This is a genomic window from Epilithonimonas sp. (genome assembly GCF_032055105.1).
Lineage (GTDB): Bacteria > Bacteroidota > Bacteroidia > Flavobacteriales > Weeksellaceae > Epilithonimonas.
The window spans coordinates 58,785-77,071 of the sequence record NZ_DAMBRK010000005.1 but is presented as its reverse complement, the minus strand read 5'-3'; the positions used below and the strand labels follow the sequence as shown (position 1 = coordinate 77,071).

General features: G+C 37.1%; 11 protein-coding genes and 1 CRISPR repeat array. Of the genes, 4 read left to right on the top strand and 7 right to left on the bottom strand.

The window, feature by feature from the left end; genetic code table 11:
* Positions 1-138: 138 nt before the first annotated feature.
* Positions 139-1,020 (top strand): endonuclease/exonuclease/phosphatase family protein, encoded by an 882-nt coding sequence (locus RTY06_RS05745; RefSeq protein ID WP_312823467.1) that lies wholly within the window; start codon positions 139-141, stop codon positions 1,018-1,020.
* Positions 1,021-1,088: 68 nt separating this feature from the next.
* A CRISPR array of direct repeats spans positions 1,089-3,753; the repeat unit is 47 nt; unit sequence GTTGTGAATTGCTTTCATTTTTCAGTATCTTTGAGATACAACACAAC.
* A gap of 168 nt (positions 3,754-3,921) precedes the next feature.
* On the opposite strand, the gene cas2 is transcribed toward RTY06_RS05745, so the two are convergent.
* The 6 genes from cas2 to RTY06_RS05715 form a co-directional block, all read right to left on the bottom strand.
* Positions 3,922-4,260 (bottom strand): CRISPR-associated endonuclease Cas2, encoded by a 339-nt coding sequence (gene cas2, locus RTY06_RS05740; protein WP_312823465.1) that lies wholly within the window; start codon positions 4,258-4,260, stop codon positions 3,922-3,924.
* 51 nt (positions 4,261-4,311) lie between these two features.
* Entirely contained in the window at positions 4,312-5,205 is an 894-nt protein-coding gene (gene cas1 / locus RTY06_RS05735) for a type II CRISPR-associated endonuclease Cas1 (RefSeq protein WP_312823463.1), read from the bottom strand.
* 2 nt (positions 5,206-5,207) lie between these two features.
* Positions 5,208-5,681, bottom strand: a complete 474-nt coding sequence (locus RTY06_RS05730; RefSeq protein WP_312823460.1) for an HIRAN domain-containing protein — start codon at positions 5,679-5,681, stop codon at positions 5,208-5,210.
* Between the two features lie 3 nt (positions 5,682-5,684).
* The gene (gene cas9 / locus RTY06_RS05725) at positions 5,685-9,998 is read right to left on the bottom strand and encodes a type II CRISPR RNA-guided endonuclease Cas9 (protein WP_312823458.1); all 4,314 of its coding nucleotides are present in this window, start codon (positions 9,996-9,998) and stop codon (positions 5,685-5,687) included.
* 233 nt (positions 9,999-10,231) lie between these two features.
* On the bottom strand, positions 10,232-10,873 hold the full coding sequence (locus RTY06_RS05720; protein ID WP_312823456.1) for a DUF6266 family protein: 642 nt from the start codon (positions 10,871-10,873) through the stop codon (positions 10,232-10,234).
* Positions 10,874-11,299: 426 nt separating this feature from the next.
* Entirely contained in the window at positions 11,300-11,560 is a 261-nt protein-coding gene (locus tag RTY06_RS05715) for a helix-turn-helix domain-containing protein (protein ID WP_312823454.1), read from the bottom strand.
* 470 nt (positions 11,561-12,030) lie between these two features.
* Here RTY06_RS05715 and RTY06_RS05710 point away from each other — a divergent pair, with 470 nt between their 5' ends.
* Positions 12,031-14,154 carry a Tex family protein gene (locus tag RTY06_RS05710; protein WP_312823453.1) on the top strand — a complete coding sequence of 708 codons (2,124 nt, stop codon included), beginning with the start codon at positions 12,031-12,033 and terminating at the stop codon, positions 14,152-14,154.
* A gap of 439 nt (positions 14,155-14,593) precedes the next feature.
* Entirely contained in the window at positions 14,594-16,033 is a 1,440-nt protein-coding gene (locus RTY06_RS05705) for an NAD(P)/FAD-dependent oxidoreductase (RefSeq protein WP_312823452.1), read from the top strand.
* A 44-nt stretch (positions 16,034-16,077) separates the two neighbouring features.
* On the opposite strand, the gene RTY06_RS05700 is transcribed toward RTY06_RS05705, so the two are convergent.
* The gene (locus RTY06_RS05700) at positions 16,078-16,863 is read right to left on the bottom strand and encodes an AraC family transcriptional regulator (protein WP_312823451.1); all 786 of its coding nucleotides are present in this window, start codon (positions 16,861-16,863) and stop codon (positions 16,078-16,080) included.
* 107 nt (positions 16,864-16,970) lie between these two features.
* On the opposite strand from RTY06_RS05700, the gene RTY06_RS05695 reads away from it, so the two are divergent.
* A complete protein-coding gene (locus RTY06_RS05695) occupies positions 16,971-18,287 on the top strand; it encodes a TolC family protein (RefSeq protein ID WP_312823449.1) in 1,317 nt (438 codons plus the stop codon).

Below are 18,287 nucleotides of genomic sequence, written 5' to 3'. Positions count from 1 at the left end.
ATCTTATCGCTATTTAATTAATTACAAATCATTTTCTCGTTGATTTTGCAAATCAGGCAGATTTTCATTAATCTGGGAAATCAGTAAAATCTGCGAGATAAATCAACCAATAAGTCCATTTCTAAGACTATGACTCTAATGATGTTCTATAATGTCGAGAACTTTTATCCACCTAATCAAGAAACAGTCGGATTTAATAATTGGGACGATTATAAATACCATCTGAAAATTAGAAAGATTACTAATGTCTTCCGTTTTGTTGAGGAAGATTTTGGACAATTACCTTCTGTTATTGGTTTGGCTGAGATTGGCGCGAGGTCGGTTTTAGAAGATTTGATTAAAGAAGATTCTCCTATTAATGATTACGAAATCATCTATGAACCATCCAATGATTCTCGAAATCTAAGTGTGGCTTTGCTTTTTGATAAGACGAAATTGATTTTAGAAAGCTATCAAACTTTTAAGTTTCAGTTGAATGAAGAGAAGGAATTTGATACGAGAGATATATTGCACACAGAGTTTTTATATCAAGGAAAAAAGCTACATATTTTGGTTGTTCATCTACCCTCCAAAAGAAATCAAGATGCTAAAAAAGCACAACGAGATTATATCATCGATAAGTTGAAAGAAACAATTCAAGAGTTATTTGATAAAAATGAATCTGTTATTATAATGGGCGACTTCAATGAAAATCCTGATAATGAAGCTTTGCAAGGACTGCTTTACAAGAATAACGGAGAGAAAATCCTAAACAATCCTTTTGAAACATTCTTCAAAAACAATCAATTCTCCACCTATCACGGTAAGAAAGGTGTTTGTTTTGACCAGATTATTTACAGTGGAAAATCGCTGATAGAACAGTTCAAATTAAGCAATATCCAAGCAGAAATCTACAACTCTCCCCGACTTAGAAATAAGGACAATAAGAATAATAAATATCCTCATCGCACCTACTCTGGTTCACGGTATATGGGTGGTTATAGTGATCATTTTCCGGTGGTTTTGAGGTTGGAAAAATGATGTTTTGGGGTTGTTTTAGAGTCATCTATTTTTCTATTTTATTCAAAATAAAGTTCAAAAAAGCTTGTTTCAATATTCGCTTTCATTTTTCAGTATCTTTGAGATACAACACAACAATACATTTTGCAAGTACACAACCATTACCGTTGTGAATTGCTTTCATTTTTCAGTATCTTTGAGATACAACACAACCGACTTCCTGAAAGGTTTGTATAATGTTCAGTTGTGAATTGCTTTCATTTTTCAGTATCTTTGAGATACAACACAACAAACCACCGCAACAGATACGCCGATAACTAGTTGTGAATTGCTTTCATTTTTCAGTATCTTTGAGATACAACACAACACTCTTTAATTTTAGTTAATTTCAAATTGTGTTGTGAATTGCTTTCATTTTTCAGTATCTTTGAGATACAACACAACAGAGTACAACGAATCTATGTTGGATGATTAGTTGTGAATTGCTTTCATTTTTCAGTATCTTTGAGATACAACACAACAGCAAGTGGAACTTTTTACACATACAAATTGTTGTGAATTGCTTTCATTTTTCAGTATCTTTGAGATACAACACAACATAAAAAAGCTATGAGCAAAACAAAGTTTAGTTGTGAATTGCTTTCATTTTTCAGTATCTTTGAGATACAACACAACAAAATAGTGGTGTATTTGGCTTCTTATCGTGTTGTGAATTGCTTTCATTTTTCAGTATCTTTGAGATACAACACAACATTACCAACAAATTTAACAAAACTACTGTAGTTGTGAATTGCTTTCATTTTTCAGTATCTTTGAGATACAACACAACAAACTTAAATATTGGTTGTGTTAGATTTTTGTTGTGAATTGCTTTCATTTTTCAGTATCTTTGAGATACAACACAACTTCTTGTTCATAAGACTAAATCTCTGAGCAGTTGTGAATTGCTTTCATTTTTCAGTATCTTTGAGATACAACACAACATAGTCAATTATTAAATGATTTTTTGTTCCGTTGTGAATTGCTTTCATTTTTCAGTATCTTTGAGATACAACACAACCGCTCCGAATGATGCCGCAATAGTTAGGAAGTTGTGAATTGCTTTCATTTTTCAGTATCTTTGAGATACAACACAACCCCTGAATGAAAGGCTCGAAAAACAAATATGTTGTGAATTGCTTTCATTTTTCAGTATCTTTGAGATACAACACAACACAATAATGCTTCTGTACAAATGCAACTTAGTTGTGAATTGCTTTCATTTTTCAGTATCTTTGAGATACAACACAACCCATTAATATCAAAGGTGTTTGTGTGAATGGTTGTGAATTGCTTTCATTTTTCAGTATCTTTGAGATACAACACAACGCGGTCAAACATTGGAGGGGAATGTTTATAGTTGTGAATTGCTTTCATTTTTCAGTATCTTTGAGATACAACACAACCGGCGACGTTTGCAAATTTCGACGATTGGAGTTGTGAATTGCTTTCATTTTTCAGTATCTTTGAGATACAACACAACAAAAGCTGATTTGATTAATGGTATAGTTCCGTTGTGAATTGCTTTCATTTTTCAGTATCTTTGAGATACAACACAACTTTCAGACTTGTTAATAGATACGACAAAACGTTGTGAATTGCTTTCATTTTTCAGTATCTTTGAGATACAACACAACAATTTGGAGTATAGGTAATAATTCAACACCGTTGTGAATTGCTTTCATTTTTCAGTATCTTTGAGATACAACACAACTAAGTCTTTTACTTCTTCCGTTTTGGCGTCGTTGTGAATTGCTTTCATTTTTCAGTATCTTTGAGATACAACACAACGCACGAGCTTATTATCATCACTATTTCTTTGTTGTGAATTGCTTTCATTTTTCAGTATCTTTGAGATACAACACAACTCTTAACGGCGGTAAGTATTGCAGAGATGAGTTGTGAATTGCTTTCATTTTTCAGTATCTTTGAGATACAACACAACTAAATCGTTTTGTTGCTCTAATCTCCCTTCGTTGTGAATTGCTTTCATTTTTCAGTATCTTTGAGATACAACACAACTTTTAGCTATTACTTTTGTTTTCTCAGCTTGTTGTGAATTGCTTTCATTTTTCAGTATCTTTGAGATACAACACAACGCAAAGGGAAGTTTGTGAACGGTTCATTCAGTTGTGAATTGCTTTCATTTTTCAGTATCTTTGAGATACAACACAACCAATACTTCGATGGAAAACCGTTCAAACTAGTTGTGAATTGCTTTCATTTTTCAGTATCTTTGAGATACAACACAACTAACAAACGTAACTATTAAGTTTACAAGTAGTTGTGAATTGCTTTCATTTTTCAGTATCTTTGAGATACAACACAACATTGATTGGCACTTCATCTTTTAGATTTTCGTTGTGAATTGCTTTCATTTTTCAGTATCTTTGAGATACAACACAACATTCATCAGGATCAACAGTTTCGGAACCATGTTGTGAATTGCTTTCATTTTTCAGTATCTTTGAGATACAACACAACTTATTTCTGGCATCTTTATCTTGACTGTCTGTTGTGAATTGCTTTCATTTTTCAGTATCTTTGAGATACAACACAACTTCGTGATGCACAGAAGGCAAACCTTTCTCGTTGTGAATTGCTTTCATTTTTCAGTATCTTTGAGATACAACACAACATCCAAACCGAAAGAATGAATTAATCTTGAGTTGTGAATTGCTTTCATTTTTCAGTATCTTTGAGATACAACACAACCTCAAAACTTAACCCTCTGTTTTTCAGAGGGTTTATTATTGTTCTAGAATTGTAAAAATATTAGTTTTTGAAACTTCTATATTAATACAACGCAGGTTTTCATTTCCTGATGATGGGACTGCTTCACTTCGACTTTGCTCAGTATAAACTATCCCGAAGGACGGGTTGCTAAAAAAGTTCGAGTTGTTGGAAGGTCGGTGGCGGTTCTTCTTTGTTGCGGGCAAAAAAGATTTCAATATCTCCAAATTGTTTGTCGGTGATGCACATTATAGCCACTTTACCAGCTTTGGGAAGCATAAATTTCACTCTTTTAATGTGCACCTCAGCATTCTCCCTACTTGGGCAGTGACGCACATACATCGAGAACTGAAAAAGCGTAAACCCATCATCTATCAGCCCTTTACGGAATTTATTGGCATCCCGCATATTGGCTTTGGTCTCGGTAGGAAGATCGTATAGTACTAAAACCCACATAATTCGATAAGCGTTAAACCTTTCGGCATCCATATTTTTGATTGTAATAGGTACAATGTAAAAAGTAAAATGTCTTTCACCGACTCATATCAATTCGGGATAAGAGATGAGTCTTTTTTCTCCGGTATAGCATTTGTACAGCGATGACGCGGTTGTTTTTACCGCAACCAGCAAAGGGCGGGTTTTTCCGTCGATTCTTACATCTTTAGTAGCAATCTGCAGAATGTGTGCTTTAAAATCTTTAGTCAGTTCTTCGGTACTCGGGTGCAATTCCAGCCATTGCATTACCAGAAGATCTACAAACGGTCGGTAAGGCTCCATCAGGTCATCAGCAAGACAGTACGGATTGTATTTATTTTTATGGAAAATCCCCAACACGGGCAACAGTCCTGTTTCTACAATCGCTCTCGCTACAATACTCCGTAAAACGGCATAGCCAAAATTAAAAAACTGATTGGGCGAGTCTCCAAAACGCTGTCTCAGAAAATCAAGACTGATGAGATATTTCCAGTAATGTTGTGCGGCGATACCTTCCATATTGGTGATGTCGCCACTCTTGACATTGTTTTGATAGTCAATCATCGGCTCATAATAATTACCCAACCTCAGCAACACCTCTTTTTGATTTTCAATTTTACACTCTACCGTCTGCTTCCAAAGTTGTTTTTTCAACGGCTCACTGGCTTCCAACTGGTCTTTCACCCTGTTTGAATGTTCCGTATGTCCATACAGAGGCAACATAATCCCGTGAGGCAAATGGTGCGCATCACAGCTTACCACCACTACATTATTGCCCATCATCTTCTGAATCAACTGATGCGAAAGTGTAATCTGAAAATGATCCAACATTAGAAAACCGAGATCTTCAACAGGCACTTTCCCTTTCACTTCATTGGATGACGCATCTAAGATGTACATTTGTTCGTCTTTGAGCTTGAGATAAGCCGGATTGCCGATGTAGATAGAGCGTGTAATCATATTTATATTTCAAAATTATTCCGGTACAAATCCATAGAATCATCTACTCTTGTCTCCTGCTCTATCATCGTTATTAACCGATCAGACGGCACTACTAATTCGGCATACACCTCAATCGCCAACTGATTATTGTATGCATTCAGATTAATCTTACTCACTTTTGCCTGAAGTTTAATCTGCTGATTCAGCATATTTGCCAATAAAATGTTTTCATACGCTGCTACAAAACCCAACTTGCTATCCTGATAATACACCTTTATCGCAAAAGCATCGTGAATATTTCCCGCATCTCTTTGAAGAAAAACCTCATCGCCTTCTTTAATATTCTCCGATAACTTTTTAAAACTGTAAAAATGGATCCCCCGAATATAATTATCATAAATCTTAACCTGCTCCGTCTTAAAAAACGAAGTCTGAGGCAAGGCAATACCACCTAAACCAAGACCGAGGGATTTTATGAAGTCTGAACGATTCATAGTTTATGCTTTTGAAATGTTACCTAGGCGGTCTACTTTTAATTTTATGCAAAAATTCTTGATCATCAACATTTTATCATCTTCTCCTTTTAAATCATTATCGTTAAAATACTCTAAAAGCCTTTCACTTTTATTATTTGTACCACATTCATTTTTTAATATTGGAGAAGAATAATGATTTGGAACGAAATGACATTCAACACCAGTACTACTAACCATTTTATAAATTCGATTCGTCTCAATATTTTCACTTGATCCATCAGAAACATAAACTAAATCATTTGGAGAAAGATTAAATAATAATTGATGTTCCTTTTCGTTTCTTTCTGGAACAGAAACTAATCCCTGTTTTTGCCTTTCAACAACAATATTCAGTGGCACACTTTCATAACTCCTCTTACCTTTTTCATCTTCATATACAGCAAAGAATAAATTGGTTCCTTTAGCTGCCTCCACGTATTTATCTTTTTTATTGCCGGAATAGCCTACTTGGAACTTACTCCCCATTTCAAAGATTCTTATCTTATTAATAGGTTGATGGTCTTTTCCATTATTATACTGTCTGATATTTTTATTCAGGTCTTCTATTCCTTCTGGCGAAAAAGCTAGTTCCGGACTTCCTTTTACAGTTAAGTAATTTCTCAAAATCTTTTGAATCCCTGTATCTGTAATACTACCAATGGTTTTCATATCAAAAGATGTATCCAGACTTTTTCGTGTAGCAGTTAATATTTTTCCTTTTGGCAGTTTTACCCACGGTAAGCTTACTTTCCCTGATACTGTTTCTTTGTGCATTGGTTTTCTTATCGCCCAATTTATGCCTGTTTGCGCTACTCTTTCTTTAGTTTTCACACCATCCTTTTCAACATATTTCTCAAAGTAATTTGTAGCCTTATTAATGACACGTAAGTTTTGTTTGAAGCTTACCACAATATTTTCCAAACTATTTTTAGCATCAACGGTAAAGGTTTCCCAAGGTTTTAAAAACTGTTTTGGTATTTCCCTCTCTATTCTTTCGCCTGTTTTAGCATCATTGTAAACTGCTTTTTCAAACTTCATCAGTTTTTTCTTCAAATCATATCGTTTGGTATCTGATTTTGCTGACTGGTTATTAAGAAGGTTTACGTGGTCTTTCGTTGCACAGGCAATGACCAAAGCATCCATAGCGTGATGGCGGTGGTCTATTCTTTTTTTAGAAAAACCTTTAGATAATTCAATAGGAACGGTTGGCAAAAACTTTTGATGATTTTCGTTCCATGCTGTGAAATCTGTTGAGTTTGTCAATTGATTCATTCTCTCAAAACGAGGCAGAATCAAATCATTCCAAACATCATTCAATCCCCAATCTTGTTTTAAGGTAGTTGTAATTTTTCCATTTCCCGGAACGATGTTTTTAGAATTTACACCTTCATCTGTCCCATCTTCAACACGTACAATATTTGAAAGAACTCCTGAAATATACTTACTGATATGTCGTGTATCATTCAATTGCCTTTCAATCATCTTTTCAGGAATCTCTTCTAGCAGGAGTTTTGCTTTTTTTCCTCTATTTTTAGCATAATGTTTTTTCACAAATTCTTCATATTCGTCAGCTTCAAAGATTTTAACTGTTTTTCCGAAACCGCACTCTACAATCGTCCCGTGAAACTGCTTGATAAATGCTAATCCTATATAATTATCTTTTAATTTATTAACAGCCGACTCACAAATAATCTTGTTATTGAAACTATCATCAAAATATCGGCTTTGCGGAATAATATGTTCTATCTCATATTCCGGTGTAAATAATTTATTCAACGGAATAATTTGCCCTGTATAAGGCGATTTATATCCCTGTTCCAACCAAAGCTTGTATCGTTTCAAATCTGATGAACTTGGTTGAGCTGTTTTACTTATTTTTAGAATATCATCTTCAATCTCAATATCAGAATTCAATACACCATCTTCATAAATTTTCAAAATCTCCTGTTGCATCGGGGAGAAAGGGCGCACGTTCTCCACATCAGCATCATTCATCATTTCGGCCAGCAATGCTTTGATGCGCAGATTGGTATTTTCGTTTTCTGTAACCTGGTTGGTAATTTTTTTACGGTCTTCAGCAGTATTTTTCATTTCTCGACCCAACTCGATATGAATTTCACTAAAGAAATCTTTAGCTCCTTTCCCATATTGCACCCAAATATCTTTCACAACCCTTAGCGTTTCTGTTATTACTTGCTCCACAATAGGGTTACGAAGTGAATGCTGTTTAAACTCTTGTAAGAACGCTTCCAAATCATCCGCAGAATTCCATTTCCCAATAATGGAGGCTTCGGAATGTCTGCCATAGATGACATACTGTGCCAGCCACAACTGTAAACCTTGAAAATGACTTTCCGTGGTTAGATTAATCGCCTTTTCCCTTACTTTATCTTTAATATTTTCATCATATTCTCCAGTAATGATTTTATCAATTCTTGCTTTTGAAGAATTATCAATATGGTCATAATTCCAATATTCCCCTACCCGCATCAAAGGCAATAATTTCTTAATTGCTTTTTCCGAAAAAGAACCATACTCGCTTTTGAACGGAGGAAATTTTTTAAACGCTTCAAAGAAAGAAACTTCATCCAAATTGTTTTTTCTTGCAAAAGATTTCAATGCCTTTTCATATTCAATTTTATCATTGACCGAATAGATGATATGCCAAATCTGCTGCTCTATTGCTCTTGTGAAGAAATCATCCGCAATATTTTCCACCTTGCCAAGCCTTGTAGCAATCATTGTTTTGGTTTCGTTACAAGGATATTTCTTATCCTCAACAAAATTCCAACGATGCGTCTTTTCGTTGAGTTTAAAATGTTTCAACAAAGCCTTTTGATCCACTTCCTTTCTACCATCCAAAAACTCAAATAAGCTTTCTAAATCTTCATAAGAATTTAGAAACTCTTGAGTTACATTGCTGTCATCATCTTTTCTGTAAATATTAAGATTATACATCCATTGCCAGATGCGGAATTCCTGATAGTAAGGATTTGATTTCGGAATAGCTTTAAGATATTGTGTGTGCTCTGCGCCTTCTTTATCTATATATTTTTTAAACTCCAGTGTACAATTAGAGATAGACGACTTTTGACTTCTCAAAGGTCTTTGGTAGAAAATAATATCTTCCAAAAACAGATGTACAAAATCTTTTTTACTTAATGTCAATTGATGCGCATTATTGTTTTTATATAATTCACGCACACAATCATTGTACAAATCATCGCTTTGCAACTCGGGATGAAATTCTTTTTGCTTCTCCAAAATCTCTTTCAGTTCTGCTTTGTAGAACTTCCTTTCGATAGTTCTTACTAATTTTCCTTTGATTTTCTGTTTAGGATTTTGAAGCAAAGTATCGTAGATGTAAGTCCCGACAGTTTTATGAGATTGGTCAATCTCTTGTTCTGTTTTCTTTTTTATTAGAGTCCAATCTGTTTCCGCAGGAGCTCGGAAACTTCTTTTCTCATTTCCGTCTTTGTCTTTTTTGATGCTGCCATCATCATTCAAATCTGTGGTTACAATAAAATCTCTTGTTTTATCCTTCCAGTCGAACAAAGGTGTTTTGCTTGCTCTACGATACACCCATCCATTTTCCAACATCAACGAGTACCAAATATCCGTTTTACCTCGTTGAGGTTCGTCTGCGGTAACATCTACAATTTTTAATGAATAGAATTCTACTAACTTATTTGGGTTTTCTTCTTCCTCTTCACCACGCAACTGATAGTACCCACGCTTTTGGTTAAAATTTAAAAGAATCCAAGCCAATTCTTCTTTTTCTATTTTCTGGCTTAAAGCTTTTTTACGCAAATAGTAAATTGTCCAGTCATAAGGGACTAATCTATCTTCTCCTTTTTCATTCTTTAGAAATTGTGGTTGATGTGTTTTAAAATCAGAAAGCATCTCTTCAAAAGAGTTTTTAAAGACAAAACCTCCCTCGTTATAAGCTATTTTAGGTTCATTATCAGACTTAAACTTTCCAAAACGTTTATCAAAATCAATCTCATTGGCAAAATGCTCGGGTAAAAACTTAATAATATTTAAAACTCTGTGCAATCGCTCACGACGTAGCAAATATCTTTCTCGAAGGCGACGAACACCTCTGTATTTTGTTCTATCTGCTGTTTTTGAAATTGATGCTCCTTCAGCAAATTTGCCTTTCTCTCCTTCATCCATCGGGATAATTCTGCTTCCCATTCCGAGAATCTTTCCTTCCTTGCTTGCAAAGTCTTGATTAATCAACGCCCATCCAATAGAGTTCGTCCCCAAGTCTAACCCAAGTATATTTTTGCTCATAATTATTTTGTTTTTTGAAATCCTTTAAAATTAACAAGAAAAAAAATCTCCACAAAATGCTTTTTCTTAGTTGTATAACAAAAAATAGTTTTAGATTTGTAAATGAAAGCAATTCACAATAAGGATTATTCCGTTGTGAAAACATTTAGCGCCTCGCCTACCTGTGGGGCTTTTTTTATGTTCAAATTTCCCCACAAAAAAACCACCCTCTCGGGTGGCTCGTTTACCACAGTCTAGATGACCGTGTGTTCTCCAAGATAGAAACTGGTGCTTGCCATGGTTTCTTTCTCGTTGTTCAGGAAGGCGTAGACCTCCATTGTTTTGCCAATGCAATAGTTGGGGAGCGTTACGATAGCTTCCAGATCTGAGCGTAGAACGATGCCTTCAAAGATCTCAAACGCTTTCAACTCCTTACAGTAGCAGACGAGAGAGACTGCGTCATTGGATTTTGCGTTGCCTTGCGTACTGTTGTCTTGCCAGCTCATTTCCAGTACGCCACCCACTTGTGTTGCCAGTGTTGCATTTTGAAAACCTGCAAGTTCCCCTCTGGTAATCAGCACCTTGTTGAAAATCAGCTCTGGCACCTCTGCAACCACTTGTATTGCCTCGGCAATGGTGTAAGAGACGGCAAGATTTGCCCTGGACTTCACCCCACTCCCAGTACCAAAATACTTGGATTGGATGGTTCTGACAGGTTGCAAAAACTGTACTGCTAACTTGAACTTCTGCTGTTGCAACAGTTGATCAGCAGTAGGAACACGCTGTGTACGTTTTGGGCGGCTACGCAAGATATCCATACCACGCCATGTGGCGCCTACTACCGGGCCTACAATCCCGGAGAATCCACCTAGGATTCCTTTTTCAAATTTACCCATTTCTATTATTTTTATTGATTTGGTAGGACGAAGATATAACAGAAAAGTATCCCTTGTACACCCCTGACCGGTATTGACTGCCTTTGACTATTGTTGACTGCAATTGACTGATTGTTTCTACAATCCTTCGGGTCAAGTAGCACATTTGTTCGGGTCTTGTTCGGAAAAAAGATGTTTTTTCCGAACAAAGCCTAAAGCATACCCGAAGAAAATCAGAAGAAACTGGCTGAATCTTGGATTCCAGATAACTGATTGTTTAAAAACGTAAAAGATGAAAAGAATAATAGTTCTCGCAGATTTTGTGGATTAGCCCGATTTTTAGTTTCTGAGAATAGGATATTTAGAAAAGTATTAACACAAATCTACCTGCTCAACCAGCAAAATCTGTGAGAACAAATAATTTTAAAAAAGACAGATGCTACAGCTCTACTTCAACAGATTATCTACCGAAGCTTTGGAGACATAGATCTTGCCTCCTACTTTTTTGCTATGCAGTTTCCCTTGTTTGCACCATCGGTAGAAGGTGCTGTCGCTTATTTTCAAAAGAATCTTGACATCGGCACTGTCATAGGATTTTTCGGTTTCTACTTTTTGATTCGCTAGTTGTCTAAGCAGTATAATTACTTCTGCAAGCATTTCAAAAAATAGTTCTACGTAAGAGGACAGATTTTTTTTTGGGTTTTTCATGGGGTTTATGTTTTTAGTTAAAATAAGCTCACCAGTATGGTTAGATTAATATATCCCGAAAATAAGATAAATTATCCAGACTTTTTTACGGCTTTCCGTAATCCTGAATATTTTTTTAATATGGGGTTATTTCCAAGCACATCTTTTGGAAGATCTAGTCCTGCTATTTCCATGGTTCTCAAAATCACAAAGAGCACCAAATTGGTAAACGCCCCAACGCGAATCAAAAACTTAAAAATCAGTATTTCTACTACAAGATAACTTCTTCATAAGTGATATTTTTAACCAAAATATTTCTGTTATGATGACACTATTGATTCTTGGTTCATTCGGATTAGAACTACTGGGACCTATTATTTTGTTTTTAGGACTTTTCATATTTCTGTTGCGAGAAAAAACACCAAAAGGAAAGTAGCTGTAGTCTGTATTTTCGGTTCAAAAACACTACTTTCGCTGTTCAAACTACCGAAATGACAACTTCTGCCTACATACAACAGCAACTTAATCTTCCTACCAAAAGTATTGACGCAACTCTGCAACTTCTCTCAGAAGACTGTACCATCCCCTTCATTGCCCGATACAGAAAAGATAAAACCGGCAATCTGGATGAGGTAGCGATTGAAAATATTGCTAAACTCAACAAACTTTTCCTAGAGATCATCAAAAGGAAAGACAGCATCCTGAAGTCCATCGAGGAACAACATGCTTTGACACCCGAACTGAAGCAAAAAATAGAACAAAGCTTTGACCTGCAGGAGCTAGAAGACTTCTACCTGCCTTATAAAAAACGTAAGAAAACCAAAGCCGACACCGCCAGAGAAAAAGGACTGGAGCCGCTGGCAAAAATCATCATGAGCCAGAGAAATGATGATATAGATTTCTTGGCTTCCAAATATGTGAATAACGATGTTGCCAACGAAGACGAAGCTCTGCAAGGTGCAAGAGACATTATTGCCGAATGGGTAAATGAAAATCTCTATGTGCGAAAAAACCTGAGAAGACTTTTTCAGAGAAAAGCCATCATCTTTTCCAAAGTGGTGAAAGCTAAAAAAGATGAGGAAGCAGCTCAGAAATTCAGTCAGTATTTTGAATGGCAGGAGGCGCTCAACAGAATCCCAAGCCATAGATTATTAGCCGTGCTCCGTGCAGAGAACGAAGGTTTTGTAAAAGCATCTGTGGATGTAGATAAAGATGAAGCACTTGACCTCATCGACAAAGCTATTATTAAAACTAATAACGCCTCTGCCAAACAGATAGAACTCGCCATTACCGATTCTTACAAACGACTATTAGAACCTGCACTTTCCAACGAAGCTCTGCAAGAAGCTAAAGAAAAGGCAGACCAAAAAGCCATTGAGGTTTTCTCTGATAATCTGCAACAGCTGCTTCTGGCCTCTCCTCTGGGAGAGAAAAGAATCTTGGCCATTGACCCTGGTTACAGAACAGGTTGCAAGGTAGTTTGTCTAGATGAAAAAGGCGACCTCCTGCACAACGAAAATATCTACCCCCACGCACCCCAAAACGAAAGTGGAATGGCGATGAAGAAAATCCGCTCGATGGTGAATGCTTATAATATCGAAGCCATCTCCATCGGAAACGGAACTGCCAGCCGAGAAACGGAATTCTTTATTAAAAAAATAGCCTTTGACAAACCGATTCAGGTTTTTGTGGTTTCAGAAGCTGGAGCTTCGGTGTATTCAGCCAGTAAGATTGCCAGAGATGAGTTCCCAAGTTACGACGTTACCGTGCGTGGTGCGGTTTCCATTGGACGAAGATTAGCAGACCCTTTGGCAGAACTTGTGAAGATAGATGCTAAATCCATTGGTGTAGGACAATACCAGCACGATGTGGACCAAAGCAAACTGAAAGAAGAATTGGATAACACAGTCATCCGTTCCGTCAACTCGGTAGGTATCAACCTGAATACAGCCAGTAAATCACTCCTAAGCTATGTTTCCGGAATTGGAGAAAAAATGGCAGAAAATATTGTGGCTTACCGCTCAGAAAATGGTGCTTTCTCTGAACGAAAGGATTTGAAAAAAGTGCCAAGACTGGGCGAAAAAGCTTATCAGCAGGCTGCTGCTTTTGTCAGAATCAAGAATGCTAAAAATCCTTTGGATAACTCTGCTGTACATCCTGAAGCGTATAAGCTGGTAGAAAAAATGGCAAAAGATTTGGGATTGAAAACAGAGGATTTGATTTCCAATAAAGAGAAAATCGCCTTGGTGAATCCAGAAAAATACGTCACCAATGATATTGGAATTCTCGGTATCAAGGATATTTTAAAAGAATTAGAAAAGCCAGGATTAGACCCAAGAAAAGCCGCCAAGGTGTTTGAATTTGACCCGAATGTCAAATCCATCAAAGACGTCAAAATCGGAATGGTACTTCCTGGTATTGTGAATAACATTACGGCGTTTGGATGTTTCGTAGATTTAGGAATCAAAGAAAGTGGATTGGTTCATATCTCTCAACTGAAAGATGGTTTTGTCTCGGATGTGAATGAGGTGGTAAAACTGCACCAACACGTGCAAGTCAAAGTAACGGAAGTAGATGAAGCTAGAAAGAGAATCCAGCTGACGATGGTTTTCTGATTGGTTAGTAATGATTTATACACTAATAATCTATGTAGTATAACATTAAAGCTTTTTCTTAATTTTCTAAATTAAAATAAACTTTGTTTATTCTTAAATTTAACATTAAGAATTTCAGTCTATTAAGCGTGGCAAAGTTAAAAAAGCAATAAATCGCTTTTAATTAAGCTGTTTAAGCTCAATGACCTTAATATTCTTAATGTTAAAAATAAATTACAAATTAAAATCACTAACCCACTGTAAGGTTTGAAGCATTTAATAGTTGATTCGTCAATTCGAGTGTTTTTTCGTAACATAGTGGAGAAAAAATGTATCGAGAATAGTTTGATCTTCAAAATTACATACTTCTCGATACGTCTCGCCTAAGGCGGACTACTCGAAGTGACGAAAATGAATCAAAATGCACAACGGGTATTAATCCAAAAATCAATTACTTAAAATGACTTGCTTCACCAGTTGTCCCGATTGTATGGGACTCGGCAAACAAAAACGCAGAATCAAGAAGAGTCTACGTCTTCGTTATTTGCAAGAACTGGAGCAGTTTGAAAAAGCCAATGGAGAAGGCACACCACCTACCCGCCCAGAAGCCTCTTTGTACATCTGTCCTACTTGCGCTGGTTCTGGATTGGTGTCTTCACCAGACTTTCCAACGCCTGATCAAGACAACTATCCTCACATCGCCATTATTGGAGGTGGGATTGGCGGTACAGCATTAGCTGTGGCCTGTCTGCACAGAGGGATTCCTTTTACGCTGTATGAAAGGGATAACGCCTTTGATGAGCGTTCGCAAGGCTATGGACTCACTTTGCAACAAGCGAGTAAAGCAATGGAGGGATTTGGGATTTTTGATTTGGACAAAGGCGTGGTTTCTACAAGACACCTTGTCCATAACCCAGATGGAAAAGTAGTCGCTGAATGGGGAATGAGAAAATGGATGCAAGGCAGCACTAAAACTTCTCCAAAAAAAACCAATATCCATATCGCCCGACAGTCTCTGAGACAAGCATTAATCCAACAACTTGGTAGTGATAATGTAATACAATGGGGGCATCAACTCATTGATTTTAAAGAAAACAGTGACGGCGGACTTGACCTTAATTTTCAAGTCAATGGCGAAGTAAAAACGGACCAAGCCGACCTCATCGTAGGCGCAGATGGTATCCGAAGTGCAGTCCGTAGCTTATTGATTATCGAAGAACAATCACCATTGCGTTACTTGGGTTGTATTGTGATATTAGGGATTTGCCCTTTGAGCGCGCTTGAAAATATGGATAGCCATTTGTTGGATTCGGCAACGGTATTTCAGACAGCTAATGGGAATGAGCGTATCTATATGATGCCTTATGATTCAGATTCCATAATGTGGCAACTGAGTTTCCCAATGACGGAAGAAGATGCCAAAACCCTGAGCGCCAAAGGTAAAAAAGCACTCAAAGAAGAAGCTATCCAAAGAACACAATGGCATTCTCCCATTCCAGAAATATTATCCGCCACCCTTGAAACTCAAATCTCGGGCTATCCCGTTTATGACCGTGCATTGCTGAGGTCAGAATGGTTGGAAAACTCAGGAAAAGCAACCTTAATTGGTGATGCAGCCCATCCAATGAGCCCTTTCAAAGGACAAGGAGCTAATCAGGCTCTGCTGGATGCCTTATCTCTGGCTCGTACGATTTCCAAAGCCTGCAGACCACACTCCAACTGGCGAGAAAGAGGCATCAGAGAAAGTGTACTAACCCCATTCGAGTCTGAAATGATAGAAAGAAGTTCTGTGAAAGTACAAGACTCTGCCTCAGCTGCTCAGTTTCTGCATTCTGAAATAGCACTGTACGAAGGTAATGAACCGCGAGGTAAGATCTTGAAGCGGAAAGGAAAGCTTTGAAACTAAGGTCTATCTGGTTTTAATCATTAATTAAATAATTTTGATTAAGTAATCATCTTCCGCATCTGCGACGGTCGCATCCCTGTATATTCGTAAAAAGCATTACTGAAAGCCGCGAGAGATTCGTAACCCGTTGCATTGGCAATCTGCTCGATAGAGTAATCTTTCCGCTTCTGTAAAAAACTAATCGACTGGATAATCCGATATGTCTTGAGATACTGAATAAAAGAAATATGAAGCTCTTTTTTGAATAATCTGCAGAAGCTCCGCTCACTCATATGAAACTGATCGGTCATCTCACTCAAGGTCAATGGCGTATGGAAGTTCTGATGGATATACTGCAAGACCTGCTCTATCTTGGGATGTTCGGAAGTAGGAAGCTGAAGCTTGATTTGCTGCTCTGCCATCAAAGGAAGAATGTCATACAAAGAAAAAAGTGCAGACGCATAAGGCTCCTGATAATCCACAAACTGATGAGACCAGCGTTGGGAAAAGTTAATCAGTTCTGTAATCAATCGATTGGCTGGATAGATTCCCAAATCTTTGTAAAAAGCCTTCTCTGAACTTTTGAAATAAAAAGAATGCAACTGAGTGGCGTGATGCGACACATCCAGCTTATGAGGCACCCCTGCAGGAATCCATAAAAAATGCATTGCCGGAACCACTAGATACTCATTCTCTATCGTGACATACGCCACACCGCCTTCTACAAAACTCAACTGGTCACGCTTGTGGGTATGCATATCATAATGCCTCTCAAAACGCTCGTGCACCAGATAAACATCTTTGGGTGAGTCATCTATCTCTTGAAGGATATCCAATAATTTCATACTCAAAGGTAAATAAAAATGGCAGGAATCAACAAAAATTAGTCTATTTTGTATAAAATTACATCACATAAAAGCCTTTAGTTTTGCACTTTAAAATTAAACGCAAAATGTTTTGTAAAAAATACAGGCTTATTCTAGCACTATCTGCCTGTCTATACCAGCTTTCTCTTAAAGCCCAAGAACAACAACTAACGCTTCCTCAGCTTTTTAGCAAAGTTGAAACCCATAGCAAAGAAATCGCTCTGGAACAACTAAAACTACAATTGGCTGAAACCAAAATTAAACAAGCTCAATCTAATCAGCTCCCAACCTTAAGTATCACAGGTTCTATAAGACACGCCACCAATATGCCTGTCTATGTGAATGGTATTCTTCACAAACCTGTCCAGCACGACATAATCCACACCCTTTACAACACAGAGACCAATCTGTATATGAATCTCTTTGATGGTTTCAAACTAAAAAATGAAATCAAACTGGCTAAGATTCTTTCTGATATCTCGGTAACTGATAAAGAAAAACTCATCAGCCTTACCAAGCTGAAAGCTACCAATCTTTTTATAGACCTGCATTTGCAATACCAATGGAAAACCACAATGCAAAACGATATTGCAGAAAAAGAACATCAGCTTTCCGAAATCAAAAACATCTACAAAGCCGGAATCATCCTGGAAAGTGACGTTCTGCGCACCGAGCTGGAACTTAGTAAAAGAAAAATGACACTCACAGAGATTGAGAATAGCATCATCGTTTTGCAACAACAGATCAATGTCTTAACCGGTGAAGATGACAAAACCATCATAGAACCAGAAATAGCGTCTATTGAAGAAGAAACAACAGCTTTATCAGTAGATGACTACATCGAAATAGCTCTAGAAAAAGGCTACGATGCAGAATTATCTGAACAACACACCCAAGTGGCAGAAACCAAATTAAAACTAGACAAAGGCAATTACTATCCTAAAATAGGTCTGATAGGTTCTTTCCAATTTGCCAATCCGCAAGTGTTCCTTTATAACTACAACCCCAATTGGTACAGTTTGGGGCTCGTAGGTCTGCAAGCGTCTTATGACATCAGCAGTATCTACCACAACAAGCATCAAGTTCAGGAAGCTAAAATAGAATTGAGTTCTGCCCAACTTCATCATCAATTCACGAATGATAACATCCGAACCCGAATCTACAAAGCTTATTACGAATACGACGAAGCTCTGAAACACGAAAAAGTCTTTGAACAAAATCTGCAATATGCTAATGAAAATGCGAGGATTTTGAAAAACGCTTATTTCAACCAGACCGCTCTCATCACAGACCTATTGGACGCTAATCTATTGCAGGTGCAAGCCCAATTTGAACTGGAACAATCCAAAATGAATATCCTGAAAAGCTACTACTCTCTAAAATACGAAACCGGAACCCTATAA